Annotated in this window: 19 protein-coding genes; 10 read left to right on the forward strand and 9 right to left on the reverse strand. The window is 66.4% G+C overall.

Annotated elements, in window-relative coordinates:
• The first annotated feature begins 53 nt into the window (after window positions 1-53).
• The 8 genes from WA983_RS00950 (at window position 54) to WA983_RS00985 (ending at window position 6,008) form a co-directional block, all read left to right on the forward strand.
• Window positions 54-1,703, forward strand: coding sequence for a methyl-accepting chemotaxis protein (locus tag WA983_RS00950; protein WP_424311488.1), 1,650 nt, complete (start codon window positions 54-56; stop codon window positions 1,701-1,703).
• A 1-nt stretch (window position 1,704) separates the two neighbouring features.
• A complete protein-coding gene (locus WA983_RS00955; RefSeq protein WP_424248149.1) occupies window positions 1,705-2,160 on the forward strand; it encodes a bacteriohemerythrin in 456 nt (151 codons plus the stop codon).
• A complete protein-coding gene (locus tag WA983_RS00960) occupies window positions 2,157-3,005 on the forward strand; it encodes a 3-hydroxybutyryl-CoA dehydrogenase (RefSeq protein WP_424248151.1) in 849 nt (282 codons plus the stop codon). Before WA983_RS00955 ends, WA983_RS00960 begins: the two co-directional genes overlap by 4 nt.
• Before the next feature lie 114 nt (window positions 3,006-3,119).
• Window positions 3,120-3,509, forward strand: a complete 390-nt coding sequence (locus WA983_RS00965; protein ID WP_424248153.1) for a diacylglycerol kinase — start codon at window positions 3,120-3,122, stop codon at window positions 3,507-3,509.
• A gap of 100 nt (window positions 3,510-3,609) precedes the next feature.
• The gene (gene pyrF / locus WA983_RS00970; RefSeq protein ID WP_424248155.1) at window positions 3,610-4,431 is read left to right on the forward strand and encodes an orotidine-5'-phosphate decarboxylase; all 822 of its coding nucleotides are present in this window, start codon (window positions 3,610-3,612) and stop codon (window positions 4,429-4,431) included.
• A gap of 52 nt (window positions 4,432-4,483) precedes the next feature.
• Window positions 4,484-5,167 carry a DNA-3-methyladenine glycosylase I gene (locus WA983_RS00975; RefSeq protein ID WP_424311489.1) on the forward strand — a complete coding sequence of 228 codons (684 nt, stop codon included), beginning with the start codon at window positions 4,484-4,486 and terminating at the stop codon, window positions 5,165-5,167.
• A 185-nt stretch (window positions 5,168-5,352) separates the two neighbouring features.
• A complete protein-coding gene (locus WA983_RS00980) occupies window positions 5,353-5,640 on the forward strand; it encodes a toxin-antitoxin system TumE family protein (protein ID WP_424248158.1) in 288 nt (95 codons plus the stop codon).
• Window positions 5,637-6,008, forward strand: a complete 372-nt coding sequence (locus WA983_RS00985) for a hypothetical protein (protein ID WP_424248159.1) — start codon at window positions 5,637-5,639, stop codon at window positions 6,006-6,008. The genes WA983_RS00980 and WA983_RS00985 overlap by 4 nt, the downstream gene beginning before the upstream one ends.
• A gap of 7 nt (window positions 6,009-6,015) precedes the next feature.
• Here WA983_RS00985 and WA983_RS00990 read toward each other — a convergent pair whose 3' ends face one another.
• From WA983_RS00990 to ftsY, 7 genes are read right to left on the reverse strand one after another with little or no spacing between them, the layout of a single operon-like run.
• On the reverse strand, window positions 6,016-6,522 hold the full coding sequence (locus WA983_RS00990) for a CinA family protein (RefSeq protein WP_424248161.1): 507 nt from the start codon (window positions 6,520-6,522) through the stop codon (window positions 6,016-6,018).
• A complete protein-coding gene (locus WA983_RS00995; protein WP_424248162.1) occupies window positions 6,519-7,052 on the reverse strand; it encodes a phosphatidylglycerophosphatase A family protein in 534 nt (177 codons plus the stop codon). The genes WA983_RS00990 and WA983_RS00995 overlap by 4 nt, the downstream gene beginning before the upstream one ends.
• Window positions 7,049-8,032, reverse strand: coding sequence for a thiamine-phosphate kinase (gene thiL, locus WA983_RS01000; RefSeq protein WP_424248164.1), 984 nt, complete (start codon window positions 8,030-8,032; stop codon window positions 7,049-7,051). The genes WA983_RS00995 and thiL overlap by 4 nt, the downstream gene beginning before the upstream one ends.
• 19 nt (window positions 8,033-8,051) lie before the next feature.
• Window positions 8,052-8,537 (reverse strand): transcription antitermination factor NusB, encoded by a 486-nt coding sequence (nusB, locus tag WA983_RS01005; RefSeq protein WP_424311490.1) that lies wholly within the window; start codon window positions 8,535-8,537, stop codon window positions 8,052-8,054.
• Entirely contained in the window at window positions 8,530-9,054 is a 525-nt protein-coding gene (gene ribH, locus WA983_RS01010) for a 6,7-dimethyl-8-ribityllumazine synthase (RefSeq protein WP_424311491.1), read from the reverse strand. Before ribH ends, nusB begins: the two co-directional genes overlap by 8 nt.
• A gap of 20 nt (window positions 9,055-9,074) precedes the next feature.
• Window positions 9,075-10,256 carry a bifunctional 3,4-dihydroxy-2-butanone-4-phosphate synthase/GTP cyclohydrolase II gene (gene ribBA, locus WA983_RS01015; protein WP_424311492.1) on the reverse strand — a complete coding sequence of 394 codons (1,182 nt, stop codon included), beginning with the start codon at window positions 10,254-10,256 and terminating at the stop codon, window positions 9,075-9,077.
• A gap of 55 nt (window positions 10,257-10,311) precedes the next feature.
• Complete coding sequence (gene ftsY, locus WA983_RS01020) at window positions 10,312-11,607, reverse strand: signal recognition particle-docking protein FtsY (RefSeq protein WP_424311493.1); 1,296 nt, start codon at window positions 11,605-11,607, stop codon at window positions 10,312-10,314.
• Between the two features lie 76 nt (window positions 11,608-11,683).
• On the opposite strand from ftsY, the gene WA983_RS01025 reads away from it, so the two are divergent.
• A complete protein-coding gene (locus WA983_RS01025; protein WP_424246977.1) occupies window positions 11,684-12,283 on the forward strand; it encodes an RsmD family RNA methyltransferase in 600 nt (199 codons plus the stop codon).
• 77 nt (window positions 12,284-12,360) lie between these two features.
• Window positions 12,361-12,873, forward strand: coding sequence for a pantetheine-phosphate adenylyltransferase (coaD, locus tag WA983_RS01030; protein WP_424246979.1), 513 nt, complete (start codon window positions 12,361-12,363; stop codon window positions 12,871-12,873).
• A gap of 37 nt (window positions 12,874-12,910) precedes the next feature.
• Here coaD and WA983_RS01035 read toward each other — a convergent pair whose 3' ends face one another.
• Window positions 12,911-13,297, reverse strand: a complete 387-nt coding sequence (locus tag WA983_RS01035; RefSeq protein WP_424246981.1) for an MOSC N-terminal beta barrel domain-containing protein — start codon at window positions 13,295-13,297, stop codon at window positions 12,911-12,913.
• Window positions 13,298-13,314: 17 nt separating this feature from the next.
• Entirely contained in the window at window positions 13,315-15,912 is a 2,598-nt protein-coding gene (locus WA983_RS01040) for an AsmA family protein (RefSeq protein WP_424311494.1), read from the reverse strand.
• Between the last annotated feature and the right edge of the window lie 17 nt (window positions 15,913-15,929).

A 15,929-nucleotide genomic window follows, 5' to 3' on the forward strand; every position in this document is an offset into this window, starting at 1 on the left:
GCCACCCGGATTGCACGACATCCCTCGCATCCTCCTCAGCCCAAGTCTCTTCCATGCCCTCCACGACCTCCTCTTTGACTGCCACGCGCAGCCTGCGCATCGGCACCCGTCTCGGCCTGGCCTTTGCCGTGATCATCGCCATGATGCTTTGCATCGTCGCCGTAGCCCTGCTGCGCCTCACCAGCATCAACACCACCACGCGCCACATCGTCAACGAAGAATGGGCCAAGACTGACGCGGCCGCCGACCTGATCCATGCGGCCGCCGCCAACGCGCGCCGCACGGTGCAGCAGCTCATCAGCAGCGACCAGGAGCGCCAGCAGCTACGCCAGGAGATCCTGCAGGGACGCGAAAGCTTTGTGGCCGCATACAAGCTGCTGCAAGATACCGTCAATCTGCCCGAGGCCCGCGCCCTGCTGGAGAAGGCCGAACAGGCCCGCCTGAACTACGTGAAGTCGCAAGGCCGCTTTTACGAACTGCTGGACTCCGGTCAGGTAGAAGCAGCCACTCGGGAACTGAAGACGGTCACCCTGGTCGAGCTGGGCCTCCTCTCGAAGACCTGCGAAGAAGTGGCGGCCATGGAAAAAAGCAACGCCCTGGCCGAGGGGGAACAAGCCGGCGAACAGGCTGACAGCGCGCGCCGGACCATTGTCCTGATCGGTCTGGGCGCACTCTTGCTGAGCATCCTCATGGCCTGGCGCATCACGCGCTCTATCACCCGCCCCCTGGCGCAAGCCGTGCACGTGGCCCAGGCCGTGGCCAGCGGCACGCTGGGCAACCGGATCGACGTGAATGTCGGCGCCGAGACCGGCCAGTTGTTGCAGGCACTCAAGGACATGGACCACAGCCTGAGCCGCATCGTGGGTGAAGTGCGCCATGGCAGCGACACCATCGCCACCGCCACTTCACAGATCGCCAGCGGCAACCTGGACCTGTCCAGCCGCACGGAAGAACAGGCCAGTGCGCTCGAAGAGACCACCTCCGCCATGCAGGAGCTGTCCGACACTGTGAGGAAAAATCACGACAGCGGCAAGCATGCGGCAGAACTGGCCGAGTCGGCTTCGCAAGTGGCCGTGCGCGGCGGCAAGGTCGTGAGCGACGTGGTCCACACCATGGAAACGATCAATGCCTCGTCGCACAAAATCGCAGACATCATCGGCATCATCGACAGCATCGCCTTCCAGACCAACATCCTGGCCCTGAACGCCGCCGTGGAGGCGGCCCGCGCCGGCGAGGACGGCCGCGGCTTTGCCGTCGTGGCCTCCGAAGTCAGGTCACTCGCCGGCCGCTCGGCCCAGGCCGCCAAGGAAATCAAGGCGCTGATCGACGAATCGGTGGAAAATGTCAGCACCGGCTGTTCGCTGGTGGAAAAAGCCGGCAGCACCATGGACCAGATCGTGGTCAGCGTGCGCCGTGTGGCCGACATCATGGACGAGATCAGCGAAGCCAGCCAGGATCAGTCCCAAGGCATTCTGCAGATCAACGAAGCCATGGCCCAGATGACGCAGGTCACACAGCAGAACGCCGCGCTCGTCGAGGAATCCGCTGCTGCAGCGCAGTCGCTGGAGGCCCAGGCCCGGGGCCTGGTGGGCACAGTCGGCGCCTTCAGTCTGCACGACGTGCATGACATGCAGGAACCGCATGCACGGCTGGCGCTGGCCGGCGCGGGGCAGACGCTGCTGCCGGCACCACAAGGAATCTGACATGGCATACTTTGAATGGGCCGACGACCTGGTCATCGACGGCGGCCCCATCGACCAGGACCATCGCCTGCTCGTGGATCTGGTCAACGAACTGCATACGGCCACCAGCCAGGGTTGCGGGCACGCAGTGATCGCCTCGATCTTGCAACGCACCGTCGACAGCACGCGCGCGCACCTGACGCGCGAAGAGGAACTGATGGCCCGCAAAGGCTTTCCGGATCTGGAAAAGCACAAACAGGGACACCGGGCTTTTCTGGAAAGCCTGCAAGGCCTCCAGCAACGCCTCAATGAGGGTAGTATCACCGTCGCCGCCCAGTTGTCCATGGTGCTGCGCGACTGGCTCTCGCTGCACATCCGTCGCAATGACAAGGAATTACTGAAATTCGAGCGCCTACGCCAACGCGAGCAGCAGCGCCAACGCCGAACGGCGGCACTTTCCAAGGAGACTCAGACGTGACAATCACAACCGTCGGCATCATCGGCGCCGGCACCATGGGCAACGGCATTGCGCAGGCCTGCGCGGTTTCGGGCATCAATGTCGTGATGGTGGACATTTCCGAAGCCGCCGTGCAAAAGGGCCTGGCCACCGTAGCCGGCAGCCTGGATCGCCTGATCAAGAAGGAAAAAATCACCGAAGCCGACAAAGCCGCCGCGCTCGCTCGCATCCAGACCTCGATCCGCTACGAGGACCTGAAGCCCGCGCAACTGGTCATCGAAGCCGCGACCGAGAACGACGATCTCAAGGTCAAGATCCTGCAGCAGTTGGACGCGCTGCTGGGCGAAGACGTGCTCATCGCCACCAACACTTCGTCCATCTCCATCACCCGACTGGCTGCCGCAACCCGGCGCGCCGACAAATTCATCGGCATGCACTTCTTCAACCCCGTGCCCATGATGGCGCTGGTGGAGATCATCGTCGGCCTGCAGACCTCGGACGCCACGCACGATGCCGTCCAGGCCCTGGCCCAACGCCTGGGCAAGACACCGATCACCGTCAAGAACGCGCCGGGCTTCGTGGTCAACCGCATCCTCATCCCGATGATCAACGAGGCCTTCTTCGTGCTGGCCGAAGGCATCGCGACGGCCGAGGACATCGACGCCGGCATGAAGCTGGGCTGCAATCAGCCCATCGGCCCGCTGGCGCTGGCCGACATGATCGGCCTGGATGTGTGCCTGGCCGTGATGGAGGTCTTCCTGCAGGAGTTCGGCGACAGCAAGTACCGCCCCTGCCCGCTGCTCAAGGAGATGGTGGCCGCCGGCCGCCTGGGCCGCAAGACCGGCCAGGGTGTTTATTCCTACTAGTTCCTGCCGGGCTGCGAGTCCGGCCCTGCCAGGCCGGCCAGGGCCGCGCCCGGACTGAGCCGGACGTGGTGCCCATCTATTACAATGCCGGCACCACCCCGACCTGCCGACCTCATGACCCAGCCATCCCCCTACAAAAGCACCGGCGGACTGCTGCGCATCGCACGCGCCTTCGTCTATTCGCTGCAGGGGCTGGGTGCGGCATGGCGGCACGAGGCCGCGTTCCGGCAGGAAACCGCACTGGCGGTGATCCTGATCCCGCTGGGCTTGTGGCTGGGCAACGATGCGCTGGAACGGCTGCTGCTGGCCGGTGCGCTGGTGCTGGTGCTGGTGATGGAACTGATCAATTCCGCAATCGAGGCCCTGGCCGACGCGATCAGCACGGATCACCATCCCCTGCTGGGGCGCGCCAAGGACATTGGCAGCGCCGCAGTGCTGCTGATGATGCTGCTGACGGGCGCCACCTGGATCGCGGTGCTGGCGCCGCGCTGGTGGCCGTCCTGAACACAGAAACACGCCCCTGGCGTACGCGCTCGACGCGCTACCCACGGCGACGAGCCCGGCTCGCCCCTCTCCAACCCTTTACGACATACGGCCTGACCCCATGACCTTCATCGACAAGCTGAACCGTGCCTGGAGCGCCCAGGATTCCCTGCTGATGGTGGGCCTGGACCCGGACCCTCGGCGCTTTCCCAAGGAACTGGCCGGCCGCCCGGACGCGGTCACCGAGTTCTGCCTGCGCATCGTCGAGGCCACCGCGCCCTATGCCTGCGGCTTCAAGCCACAGATCGCCTATTTTGCCGCACTGGGCGCCGAGGATCAGTTGCAGGACATCTGCCGGACGATACGCGAACGGCACCCGGACCTGCCCATCGTGCTGGACGCCAAGCGCGGCGACATCGGCAGCACCGCCGAGCAATATGCGCGCGAAGCCTTCGAACGCTATGGAGCCGACGCAGTGACGGTCAATCCGTATATGGGACGCGACTCGGTGCAGCCCTACATCGACTACGGCGACCGGGGCGTCATCATCCTGTGTCGCACGTCCAATGTGGGCGGCGCCGATCTCCAGGACATGCGACTGGCCAACGGCACCCCCCTGTACCTGCACGTCGCCGACCAGGTGGCCCGCGTCTGGAACACCAACGGGCAATGCGCCCTGGTGGTGGGCGCGACCTTCCCGGAAGAAATCGACCAGGTCCGCCGCCGTGTGGGGGACATGCCCCTGCTGATTCCCGGCATCGGTGTCCAGGGCGGCGACATCCGGGCCACGGTGCGGGCAGGCCGCACGCCGCAGGGCCGGGGCATGATGATCAACTCGTCCCGCGCCATTCTGTACGCCAGCGACGACGAAGGCTGGGAGCAAGCCGCCGCCAAGACGGCGCGCGCCACGCGCAGCGCCATCCGCGCGGCATTGCAAGACTGACGGCTGCCCGTTCGGCCTCACACGGCCGCCCCCGCTCCCCTGGAGGACGCCCATGACCCTCGACTATCGCTGGCTCTACGACACGGTCCGTGCGCGTTTCGAGTCCGACGCCGCCCTGGAAGCCTTTTTGCCGCAGGCGCTGACGCCCCAGGCATTGAAAGATCAGGGTGACGACCGCTATCTGTCCGCGATGACCCGACGAGTCTTTCACGCAGGCGTGCAGCACACCATGGTCGACGCCAAGTGGCCTGAATTCGAAAAGGCGTTCGCGGGCTTCGCGCCCGAGGCCCTGGCGCAACTCGGCCCCGAGCAGATCGAAGCGCACATGAAAAACGACCGGATCATCCGCGATCGCGCCAAGATCAAGAGCATCCCCGAAAACGCCCGCTTCATCCTGGACATCCGCCAGGAACGGGGCACAGGCTTCGGCGCGTTCCTGGCCGACTGGCCGGACACCGACACCATCGGCCTGTGGCGCTTGCTGGCCAGGCGGGGCACACGTCTGGGCGGGCGCTCGGCCGCCGGGTTCCTGCGCCTGGCAGGCAAGGACACGTTTCTGCTGACCAGCGACGTGGTCGCTCGTCTGAAGGCTGCCGGCGTCATCGACCGCGAACCGACCAGCCAGCGTGATCAGCAGGCCGTGCAGGACGCCTTCAACACCCTGCAGCAGGACTCGGGCCGGCCGCTGTGCCAGCTCTCGGCCCTGATGTCCCTGAGCATCAACCCGACGTTCTGAGGGATTTCCCCTCATGGACACTTCCATGCCGCAACGCGCCGGCATGGACCCACACGGACTAAGCTGCTCATCGGGAGCCCGTGTCAGCCACTCATTCAAAAATGCATGTCACTCGCTGAGAGTGGAAGGGCGCCCTCTGTTGTAAAAACAAACAACATTTGATACGCTTGACGCCATGGAACGACATGACAGCCAAACTCATCGTCAACCACAAGTCCATTGATGAAACCGGCGGCATCATCCAGATGGTCGTCTGGATAGTCCCAAAACCTGTTCCGCCCTCGACGCACGGATTCAAGTACCGGCTGGTCTACGCACGGGACGGTCGTCGCCTGGTCGGACTCGACAACGAACGCGGCAAGGGTGATCACATGCACCTGGGGCAAGCGGTACTGCACTATTCATTCACGACGATCGATCAACTCATCGAGGACTTCATCACGGAAGTGGAAATCATCAGAGGTCACCCATGACGACGCATAGAACACTGACCATCACCATCGACCCGGACTGGAAGAGCGCACTGCGAACTACAGGGCGCAGGGCGGCTGCCGGGATTGCGACGGGCGTGCCGCAAGGCGAGACCTTGAATTTCGAGACCCCTGCCGTCTTTTTTGCGCACCTGAACGAGCGGCGCTGGCTGTTGCTGCACGATCTGCTGGGCCAGGGAACCGTCGGCGTTCGGGAGCTGGCGCGCAAAGTAGGCCGCGATGTGAAAGGCGTCCATACCGACACCCAGATCCTGGTTGATATCGGCCTGCTGGAAAAGGACGCCAAGGGCGCCCTGCGCTGCCCCTACGACCGCATCCACATCGACATGGTCATGCAAGCCGCAGCCTGACCCGGTCTCAGGCTTTGCCCAACTCCATCAGCGCCGCCTGCAGCGCGCGGCGCACTGCCGCAGTCCTCACCGCATCCCGGTCACCCTCGAAGATCTGGGTGAGCGCCCGGGTCACGATCCCGGGGCCGGCGCGGCGCGCGATGCCGAAGCACACCATGCCGACCGGCTTGCCCGGAGTAGCGCCGCCCGGCCCGGCGATACCGGTGGTGGACAGGGCCAGGTGGGCCTGGGGGACCGCTGCCAGCACCCCGCCGGCCATTTCCATGGCGGTTTCCTCGCTGACCGCGCCGAAGCGTTCCAGGGTGTCGGGCGACACCCGCAGTTGCTCGATCTTGGCGGCGTTGCTGTAGGTGACGAAGCCGCGCTCGAACCACAGGCTGGAGCCGGGACAGGACGTGATGGCGCCCGCCAGCAGCCCGCCCGTGCAGGATTCCGCCGTGGCGCACAACCAGCCGGCGGCCCGCAGCGCGGCCCCCACCTCGCCCGCCAGGGCACGCATTTCGCGTTCGTTCATGACAGTATCCCCAGACGGACGAGCAGCGCCCCGACCAGCAAAGCGTACAGGGCCGCGACGATGTCGTCGATCATGACCCCGAAGCCGTTCTTGAAGCGCCGGTCGAACAGGCTGACCGGCGGCGGCTTGACGATGTCGAAAAAGCGGAACAGCACCACCGAGACCAGTTGTGCCCAGAACCCATGCGGCATCAGCCACAGCACCAGCCAGATGGCGACGACCTCGTCCCAGTTGATGCCGCTGTGATCCGGCACGCCCAGGGCGTCGCCACAGCGCTGGGCAGCCCAGCAGCCGATGCCGAAGGACAGCAGCAGGACCAGGATCATCCAGCCATCCGCCAGGTCGCGCAGCAGGACGGCCCACAGCAGCCAGCCCACCAAGGTGCCCCAGGTGCCCGGGGCAGGATACATCAGGCCGGAACCCAGGCCGAAGGCCAGGATCCGCTCGGGCCGGGCAAAGACCCAGGCGGCGGACGGACGCAGGATGGGCCCGGTCGGCCCGGGCTCTTTCGAGGCAGTCTGATGAGTCATGCGATATCTCCGCACGGCGCGGAAAAATGATCGAAACCCCGACGCGTCACCGACACGGCCTGACCCGCGCCATCCAGCACGCGCACGCCCTGGCCGCGCACCAGCGTGCCAACCCGGCTCACCGGTACATCCAACTGGCGTCCCAGGGCTTCGATCTGTTCGCGCCACAGGGGGCGGGCGGTGAAACACAGCTCGTAGGCATCCCCGCCGGACAGTATGGCTTCGCGGCGCAGGGATTCGTCCAGACCGGCCAGCGCCGGGTGCGCCGGCAAGGCATCCAGCCACAGCTCGGCGCCACAATGGCTGGCCTGGAGGATATGGTCAAAGTCCTGCAGCAGGCCATCTGACACGTCGATGGCCGCATGGGCCACGCCGGCCAGATACCGGCCCAGTTTCAAGCGCGGCATGGGGCGGTCCAACGCGGGCCGGGTGGCGCGCAGGCGTTCAGGGTCGGGGGGCAATTGCCCCAGCACCAGGCGCAGCGCCAGATCGGCCGCACCCAAGGTGCCGGACACCCAGACGTCGTCGCCGACGCGGGCCGCGTCACGACGCAGGGCATGGGAACGGCGGACTTCGCCCAGCACGGTGATGCTGAGCACCACTGCGTCACCGCGCGTGGTGTCCCCGCCCACCAGAGGGCAATGGGATTCGCGGGCCAGGGTGTGAAAGCCGTCGGCAAAGGCCGCCAGCCAGGCATGATCGACGGCAGGCAGCGACAGCGCCAGCGTGCAGGCCAGGGGCCGGGCGCCCATGGCGGCCAGATCGGACAGATTGACGGCCAGGGCCTTGTGGCCCAGGGCCTGGGGATCGGCATCGGGGAGGAAATGCCGGCCCTCGACCAGCATGTCGGTGCTGACGGCCAGCTCGCAGCCCGACGACAGCGGCATCAGGGCGCAGTCATCGCCCACGCCCAGCATCTTCTCGGGCGCTGGCCGCCTGAAATAGCGCGCGATCAGGTCGAATTCGCCATCCGCCTGCATAAGCCCACCTTGCGGCGCCTCAACGGCGCGCCGTCGCCTGGACCTCGGGAGCGCGGACTTCGGCCGCGAGTTTGTCGAGCACACCGTTGACGAAACGATAGCCGTCCGTGCCGCCGAACGACTTGGCGAGCTCGACGGCCTCGTTGATGGCCACGCGGTAGGGGACTTCGACGTGCTGGACGAGTTCAAAGCTGCCGATCAGCAGCACGGCGTGTTCGATGGGGGACAGTTCCGCCAGCGGCCGGTCGATATAGGGCACGAAACGTTCGCGCAACGCGACCGCCTGTGTGGCAGCCCCCTGCAACAGCGTCTGATACCACTGGGCGTCGGCCTGGTCGAAGTCCTCGCCATCGCGCACGTGGGCGTCGATCTCGCCGAGTTCGGCCAGATCGGCACCACCGCGCAGCAGCCAGGCATACACGCCCTGCAGCGCGAATTCGCGCGCCAGCCGGCGCGCGCTACGGGCGTTGGCGCGGCCGGCGCGCGCGGGTTTGGACTCAGTCATCGACGTCCTCGTCTTCGTCGTCGAAGTCCTCGTCGTCCTCGTCCTCATCTTCGGATTCAGGTTCCAGGGCGGCCACCAGATTGGCCATTTCGACGGCGGCGCGGGCGCAGTCGCGGCCCTTGTCGGCCGCGCGGGCCTGGGCCTGCTCGTCGGTGTCGGTGGTCAACACGCCGTTGGCGACCGGGATGCCGGTTTCCAGCGCGATGCGGCTGATGGCCGACGCCGATTCGTTGCTGACGATCTCAAAGTGATAGGTGTCGCCGCGGATCACGGCACCCAGGGCGATCAGGGCGTCGAATTCGAAGGTTTCGGCCATCTGGGCCAGGGCCACGCCCATTTCCAGCGCACCGGGCACGGACACCACCATGACGTCGCGCTCGTCCACACCCAGGGCGGCCAGTTCGTCCAGGCAGGTTTGCAGTTCAGCGGTGCCGATTTCTTCGTTGAACCGAGCACGCACGATGCCGATATGCAGGCCTTCCCCGTTCATGTCGGGGGTCATCACGTAGGGGTTCATAGTCGCGCTTCCTTGATCAATCAGGTCGCGGCGTCGGATACGCCGGGTTCGTTATGGTAACCCGTAATGGTCAGGGAGAACCCTGCCATGCTGGGCATTTTGCGCGGCCGCGCCAGCAGCCGGGCCTGGCCCACACCGAGGTCGCGCAGGATCTGCGCACCGATGCCGAAGGTGCGCAGGCCGTGGCGTTCGCCGTCGACGGCGGGCCGCGTGGCCTGGGCATCGCCGGCGCTGCGAGCCCAGGCGTCGAACTGCGCAAACAGCAGATCGGCGCCGCCGTGGCAGTTCAACAGCACCAGAACGCCGCTGGGCGCCTGCGAGATGGCCTGCAGTGCCTGGGGAATGGTCCAGCTATGGCGGGTGGCGCCTTCGCACAGCAGGTCCAGCACGCTGGCCGGCTCGTGGACACGCACCAGGGCCTCGGCGTCCGGCTGAATGTCGCCGTGCACCAGCGCCAGATGCGGCGCGTTGGAGGCGCGATCCCGGTAGGCCACGGCGCGGAACGATCCCCAGGGGGTGTTCACGGGACGCTCGACCAGGCGCTCGATCATGGTTTCGTGTTCGCTGCGGTACTGGATCAGGTCGGCAATGGTGCCGATCTTGAGCCCGTGCTCTTTGGCGAAGACCATCAGGTCCGGCAGGCGCGCCATGGTGCCGTCGGGTTTGAGGATTTCGCAGATCACGGAGGCCGGGGTCAGGCCCGCCATGGCGGTCAGGTCGCAACCGGCCTCGGTGTGGCCGGCGCGTACCAGCACCCCCCCCTGGACGGCACGGACGGGAAAAATGTGGCCCGGCTGGACCAGATCGGCCGGCCGCGCGTCGCGCGCCACGGCGGCCTGGATGGTGCGCGCGCGGTCGGCGGCGGAAATGCCGGTGCCCACGCCTTCGGCAGCCTCGATCGAAACCGTGAAATTGGTGCCGTAGCGGGTGCCGTTCTGGTTGGACATCATCGACAACTGCAACTGCTCGCAGCGTTCGTGCGTCAGCGTCAGACAGACCAGCCCGCGCGCGTGGGTCACCATGAAATTGATCGCGTCAGGCGTGACGAAATCGGCCGCCAGGACCAGATCGCCCTCGTTCTCGCGGTCTTCTTCGTCTACCAGGATGACCATGTGGCCGGCCCGCAGCTCGTTCACGATCTCCTGGACCGGGGAAATATCGAAGGGCGGCTCGATCGGCGCCGCGCCGGATGCGCTATTCATGGATGTGCCTAATCAAATAAGAAGAAAACGGGATGTGGGCATTTTAGCCTTTGCCCTAACCCTTGGCGGCCTCGGGCCCGCCCAGCAGGGCATCGGCGAATTCCGCCGCGACGAAGGGCTGCAAGTCCCGCATGCCCTCGCCCACGCCGATCCAGTAGACGGGTACGGGCCGCACCCCCTGGCTGCCGGCCGCCACCGCCGCCAGCGTCCCGCCCTTGGCGGTGCCGTCGAGCTTGGTGACGACCAGGCCGGTCAGGCCCAGCGCGGCATCGAAGGCGCGGATCTGCGCCAGCGCGTTCTGGCCGGTGTTGCCGTCCACCACCAGCAAGATCTCGTGGGGCGCCGAGGCGTCGGCCTTGCCGATGACGCGCTTGATCTTCTTCAGTTCTTCCATCAGGTGCAACTGGGTCGGCAGCCGGCCTGCCGTATCGACCAGCACCACATCCGCCGCCCGCGCGCGGCCGGCATTGACTGCGTCGAAGGCCACGGCCGCCGGATCGCCGCCCTCCTGGGCGATGACGGTGACGCCGTTGCGCGCCCCCCAGGCCACCAGTTGTTCACGCGCCGCAGCGCGGAAGGTGTCGCCTGCGGCCAGCAGCACCGAAGCCTGGCGTTCCCGCAGAGCATGGGCCAGCTTGCCGATGGAGGTGGTCTTGCCCGCGCCATTGACCCCCGCGATCATGACCACCATGGGTGCGGCCTCACCCACGACAAAAGGCTTTTCCAGGACTTTCAGGTGTTCGGTCAGGATTTCGCGCAGCGCGGCGCGCACGGCCTCGGGCTGCTCGATGCGCTGGCGGCGCACGTGCGCGCGCAGTTCCGCCAGCAGCTTTTCCGTGGCTTCGACCCCGGCGTCGGCCATGATGAGCGCGGTTTCCAGTTCCTCGAACAGGTTTTCGTCAACCTTGACCCCGATGAACAGCCCCCCCAGGCTCTGGCCGGTACGCGACAGGCCGCGCCGCAGCCGGCCCAGCCAGGAGCCGGAGGATGCGGGTTCGGCCGCTGCCGCTGTCTTGGCCGTATAGTCCAGCCGCGCCAGCGGGTCGGCGTCGGCCGTCTCGTCCGGCCGGTCCGACCAGGCGTCGGGCGGCTGCACGATCGCCCCGGACGGCGCGGGCTCGACACCGTTGGTGAACTCGGATACGGAGTCGGCCGCCCGGGGCGGCAGTTCAAGTGGCGCCGTCGTGGGAACTGCGGCGCCGGACACGATGGCTTCGAGCGGCAGTTCGGTCGGCGCCACCGGCGCCACTTCCGGCGCGTCCGGAATCTCCGGCACCTCGGGGACGAGGTCCTGCTGGAGCGCCGATTCCTGCGGCGCGGACGCCTTTTTGCGTTTAAAGAAACTGAACATAGGCTTTACACTGAAAACGATCCGGCCAAGGCCCGGCGCAGACCTGGCGCCGTGACTCGACACCTGCTGCCTGCGCATGAAAAAACATCAGATCCGTATTGTAGGCGGTGCCTACCGCCGCACACCCATTTCCGTCCCGGACGGCGATCATCTGCGCCCGACGCCCGACCGGGTGCGGGAAACGCTGTTCAACTGGCTGGCCCATTTCTGGAACGGCACCTTCGCCGGCCGCCGTGTGCTGGACCTGTTCGCAGGCACCGGAGCGCTGGGCTTCGAAGCCGCGTCCCGGGGCGTGGGGACCGTCCAGTTGGTCGAACAAGCCCCGGCTGCGCTGGCCGGCCTGTGGGCCGTCCAGGCCCGCCTGAAGGCGCCCGCCATCCACATCCACGCGGGCGATGCCTGCGCCTTCCTGCGCGCCCAGCCCGCCCCCTCCTACGACCTGGTGATGCTCGACCCGCCCTTCGGCGCGGGCTGGCTGCCGCGCCTGCAGCCCCTGCTGGACCGGGCCGCGCTGCCAGGCAGTCTGCTATATCTGGAATCCGAGGCCGCCCTGGACGCACTGCCCCAGGAATGGGAGGTGCTGCGCCGGGGACGGGCGGGCCAGGTCCACTACGGGTTGATCCGATTTGCTGCAACGCAAAAAAATATGAATAATGGCTGTTTGGAGAGTACCTGAACACCCGCCCGAACCCGCCTTGCATCCGGGATCCTCTGATTTCGCATACTGATTCCGTCAACCTATACGGAGACCCCATGATCACCGCCGTCTATCCGGGCACTTTCGACCCGCTCACCCGTGGGCACGAGGACCTCGTACGACGAGCGGCCAGTCTGTTCGATCAGGTCGTCGTGGGCGTCGCCCACAGCCAGAACAAGCGGCCGTTCTTCACGCTCCAGGAACGTCTGGAGATCGCCGAGGAGGTCCTCGGACACTACCCCAACGTGCGGGTGCGCAGCTTCGGCGGCCTGCTGAAGGATTTCGTCCGCGAACAGGACGCTCGCGTCATTGTGCGCGGCCTGCGCGCCGTGTCGGATTTCGAATACGAATTCCAGATGGCCGGCATGAACCGCCACCTGCTGCCCGAGGTCGAGACCCTGTTCATGACGCCGTCGGACCAGTACCAGTTCATTTCCGGCACCATCGTGCGAGAAATCGCCATCCTGGGCGGAGACGTCAGCAAGTTCGTGTTCCCGTCCGTGGAGCGCTGGTTGCACGCCAAGGCCAAGGCCCTGCGCGACGCGCAAGAAGCGGCGAACGGGAAATAGATCCAGGCGCGACTCGCCTGCCGGCGAGTCCAGGTCCTCAAGCCCAGTTCACAGGGCCGGCGTCCGGGTGCACCTTCACCAGCCGGCAGGGCTGGCCCAGCCATTGAGAAAACCAGGCCGAGGCCAGTTCACCCTCATCCACGACCCGCACGTCACGCCCGCCGATCGACGCGGTGCGTTCGACGCTGTCATCATCCTCGATCACGTCCAGCGGCACGTCCAGGCGCAGCATGCCGTCCGCGCGGATCACCAGATAACCGAAACGCAGGCTGACGTCGAGCCCCGCCAGGCCCGGTGCCCGACCGACATCCAGCCAGCGATCCTGATCGTCGACCGCCAGCCAGCGGCGGTCATAAGGCCGGGCGGCCTCGTCGGCCAGAGCGGTCGCCCCGGCGATCGGCTGAAAAGGGGATTCGGTCGTCATGGTGTGGTTTTCCTTGGTCATTGTCCCAACAGGCCCTTGAGGGCCTTGCCGATGCGCTCCACCGGATCGGCGCCGGACGCGGGCGCGGCAGACTGCTTCGGGGCTTCGCCGGCCGTCTCGGACTCCGGCGACGGCAGCGCCTGCTGGATCAGGTCCGTCCCCTTGAGCAGTTCTCCCAGCCCCGACTTCAAGGCGCGCTGGATGGACGGATTGCGGATACCCGACCAGTCCACCTCGTATTCGGGCTGATTCCAGGCGCCCGTGATGCGGATGGGGATGGTCGCGCCGAGCAACGGCGTCAGTGCAATGTCCAGCCCCTTGGGCAAGCGCGCCGCCACCTGGGCCTGCAGCACCAGATCCAGGCTGCGGCCCGGCACGTCGATGCGCGCCGGCTTGCCTTCGGAGAGCCGCACCAGATCGGACACCACGGACAGCTTCGACAGAGTCCCCTGGCCGTCCTTGAGATCGAGGCGGGCGTCCAGACTGCTGAAGGCGGTGCTGCGACGGTTGTCGAACGGCGAGGCCAGCGCATCCAGGCGGCCCTTCAGGACGTTGCCCAGCGCTGCCGCCACGTCCGCCAGGGTCCGCGAGGCGTCCACGCCCTGCACGGCGCCATCCCGCACCTGCACGGCCACCCGGCCCGCCAGCGAGCGCTGCAGCGCGTCCGGTGTCGCCCCCTGCGCACGCAGGTCGATCTGCGCCGCGCCGCGACCCGACAGCAGATTCCTGGCCATCGCGGCCTGGATCAGGGGCGCCACGGCGATCTTGTCCAGATTCAGCTTCAAGCCGAACGTCTGGTCGGCCGCCGCGCTGAACTGACCCGACAGCGTGCCTTCGTACAGATCGGCTGACAACTTGGGCACGGTGAGCGAGCCCTGCCGGACTCTGGCCTGGGCGAGCACGTTCTTGAGTTGCACATCGCGCACCCGCAGGTCCCCGATCCGCACGTCACCCTCAACGTCCAGCCCCTGCAGGAACGACAGATCGATGGGCGCGGGCGGCGCCTTCGCGGCAGCCTCGGCGCTCTTGTCCGGTGCTTTTTCCGGACTCTTCTCCTGCTCCTTGTCCGCGTCCTTGTTGTCTGCGCTGGCGGGCTTGGCCGCAGCGGCGGCAGGCGGCGCGGGCAGCCAGCGGTTCAGATCGAGCTTTTCTGTGTTCAGGGTGAATTGAGTGTGAGGCTGGGGCGTGGTCAGCTTCGTGACCTGGGATTTGAAGGCCGCCTGCCCGCCGTCGATCACGGCATTCAGGTCCACCGACAGCAGATCCTGCACCAGGTCCAGATGCACGCTGCCGATCATGGGGAATTCATAGCTTCCGGAGGGCAGCGCCTGATCGCGCACCCCCATATCGCCCTTGACGGCGCTCAGGGAGCCCTTGCGCAGAGAGGTGTTCCAGTCCAGCGGCGAGGTCAGTTTCAGGCGCAACAGGCGCCCGCCCTGGGTCAGCCCCCCATCCAGGCTGGCGGTACGGAACTGCCACTCGTTGGCATTGCCCGACAGGCCTTCCAGGCCCAGCGAGACGGCCAGCGTATCGTCGCCGGTCCATTTCAGGGTGCCGGTCACCGGATCGGCCTGGGCGGACTCGGGTGAAATCGCCAGCGCCGGCGCATCCAGGGCCAGGTCCAGGGCGCGCTTGCCCTCCTGGCCGACGGCACGCAGGGCCAGCTTGTTGATCGTGAGCGCGGTGTTGGTCTGGTCCAGGCGCAGTTTCGCCGCCGTCAGGCTGGCCTTCAGGCCCTGGACCGGATGGACGCCGACGATATTGCCGCTCAGGGCCAGTTCCAGATTGTCGGCGGAAAAATGGCGAGCCTTGCCGTCGTAGGCCAGATTGCCCCGCAACGCAGCCTGCGACTGATCCAGGTTGCCCAGACGCCCGCTCAGTTGCACATTGATTTTCTGCGCCAGATAGCTTCGTTCCCTCGGGCTCAGGCGCAGCAGCGCCTGGGCCTGGAGCTGGGCGTGCTGCACCGGGTCGTTGCCCGTGATCACGGCCTTGAGCGAGACATCGAAAGGCTGATCGTAGGTGACCCGGCCGGTGTTGGCCTCGATCTGTTCGAGGGTCGTGGACAGGCCATCGCGCTGGTCGACGTACTGGACCCGTCCATCCTTCAATTCCAGGCCGGCGATGTCAATGTTGAAATCGGACCCGGTGCCGGGCGCGGCAGCAGCAGCGACCCCCATCGGCGCGGGTGCCGCCCCGGTCGCGCCCGCTCCATCCATGTCCAGCAGATCACTGAAGTTGAAGCGGCCCTTGGCATCCCGCACGACATGGGCCTTCAAGCCCGTCACGGCCACGTGGTCCACCACCAACTGGTTCGACAGCAAAGGCCAGATCGCCACGGCAAAGCGGGCACTGTCGATGGAGACGAAGGTGTCCTTGGCTTCACGATTGGACAGCGCCACATCGCTGACAGACAGGCCGATGCGGGGGAACAGCGACAAGCTGATGTCGCCACCGATGGTCAACGTGCGCGCCGTGCGTTCGAACACCAGGGATTCCAGCCTGGATTTATAGGCGTTCGGATTGAAAGTCAGCAGGAAAATAGCCAGTCCGACCACCGCCAGCAGCAGCGCCACGACCAGGCTGAACAATACCCGCTTCAACCAGACATTCATTTTTTGACCCACACCCT

It is taken from the genome of Castellaniella sp. (assembly GCF_049650445.1).
GTDB lineage: Bacteria > Pseudomonadota > Gammaproteobacteria > Burkholderiales > Burkholderiaceae_B > Castellaniella.

Bases quoted from the DNA above. Each gene is read 5' to 3' on its own strand.
- WA983_RS00950 (WP_424311488.1), top strand. From the start codon at position 54: ATGCCCTCCACGACCTCCTCTTTGACTGCCACGCGCAGCCTGCGCATC.
- WA983_RS00955 (WP_424248149.1), top strand. From the start codon at position 1,705: ATGGCATACTTTGAATGGGCCGACGACCTGGTCATCGACGGCGGCCCC.
- WA983_RS00965 (WP_424248153.1), top strand. From the start codon at position 3,120: ATGACCCAGCCATCCCCCTACAAAAGCACCGGCGGACTGCTGCGCATC.
- pyrF (WP_424248155.1), top strand. From the start codon at position 3,610: ATGACCTTCATCGACAAGCTGAACCGTGCCTGGAGCGCCCAGGATTCC.
- WA983_RS00975 (WP_424311489.1), top strand. From the start codon at position 4,484: ATGACCCTCGACTATCGCTGGCTCTACGACACGGTCCGTGCGCGTTTC.
- WA983_RS00980 (WP_424248158.1), top strand. From the start codon at position 5,353: ATGACAGCCAAACTCATCGTCAACCACAAGTCCATTGATGAAACCGGC.
- WA983_RS00985 (WP_424248159.1), top strand. From the start codon at position 5,637: ATGACGACGCATAGAACACTGACCATCACCATCGACCCGGACTGGAAG.
- WA983_RS00990 (WP_424248161.1), bottom strand. From the start codon at position 6,522: ATGAACGAACGCGAAATGCGTGCCCTGGCGGGCGAGGTGGGGGCCGCG.
- WA983_RS00995 (WP_424248162.1), bottom strand. From the start codon at position 7,052: ATGACTCATCAGACTGCCTCGAAAGAGCCCGGGCCGACCGGGCCCATC.
- thiL (WP_424248164.1), bottom strand. From the start codon at position 8,032: ATGCAGGCGGATGGCGAATTCGACCTGATCGCGCGCTATTTCAGGCGG.
- nusB (WP_424311490.1), bottom strand. From the start codon at position 8,537: ATGACTGAGTCCAAACCCGCGCGCGCCGGCCGCGCCAACGCCCGTAGC.
- ribH (WP_424311491.1), bottom strand. From the start codon at position 9,054: ATGAACCCCTACGTGATGACCCCCGACATGAACGGGGAAGGCCTGCAT.
- ribBA (WP_424311492.1), bottom strand. From the start codon at position 10,256: ATGAATAGCGCATCCGGCGCGGCGCCGATCGAGCCGCCCTTCGATATT.
- ftsY (WP_424311493.1), bottom strand. From the start codon at position 11,607: ATGTTCAGTTTCTTTAAACGCAAAAAGGCGTCCGCGCCGCAGGAATCG.
- WA983_RS01025 (WP_424246977.1), top strand. From the start codon at position 11,684: ATGAAAAAACATCAGATCCGTATTGTAGGCGGTGCCTACCGCCGCACA.
- coaD (WP_424246979.1), top strand. From the start codon at position 12,361: ATGATCACCGCCGTCTATCCGGGCACTTTCGACCCGCTCACCCGTGGG.
- WA983_RS01035 (WP_424246981.1), bottom strand. From the start codon at position 13,297: ATGACGACCGAATCCCCTTTTCAGCCGATCGCCGGGGCGACCGCTCTG.
- WA983_RS01040 (WP_424311494.1), bottom strand. From the start codon at position 15,912: ATGAATGTCTGGTTGAAGCGGGTATTGTTCAGCCTGGTCGTGGCGCTG.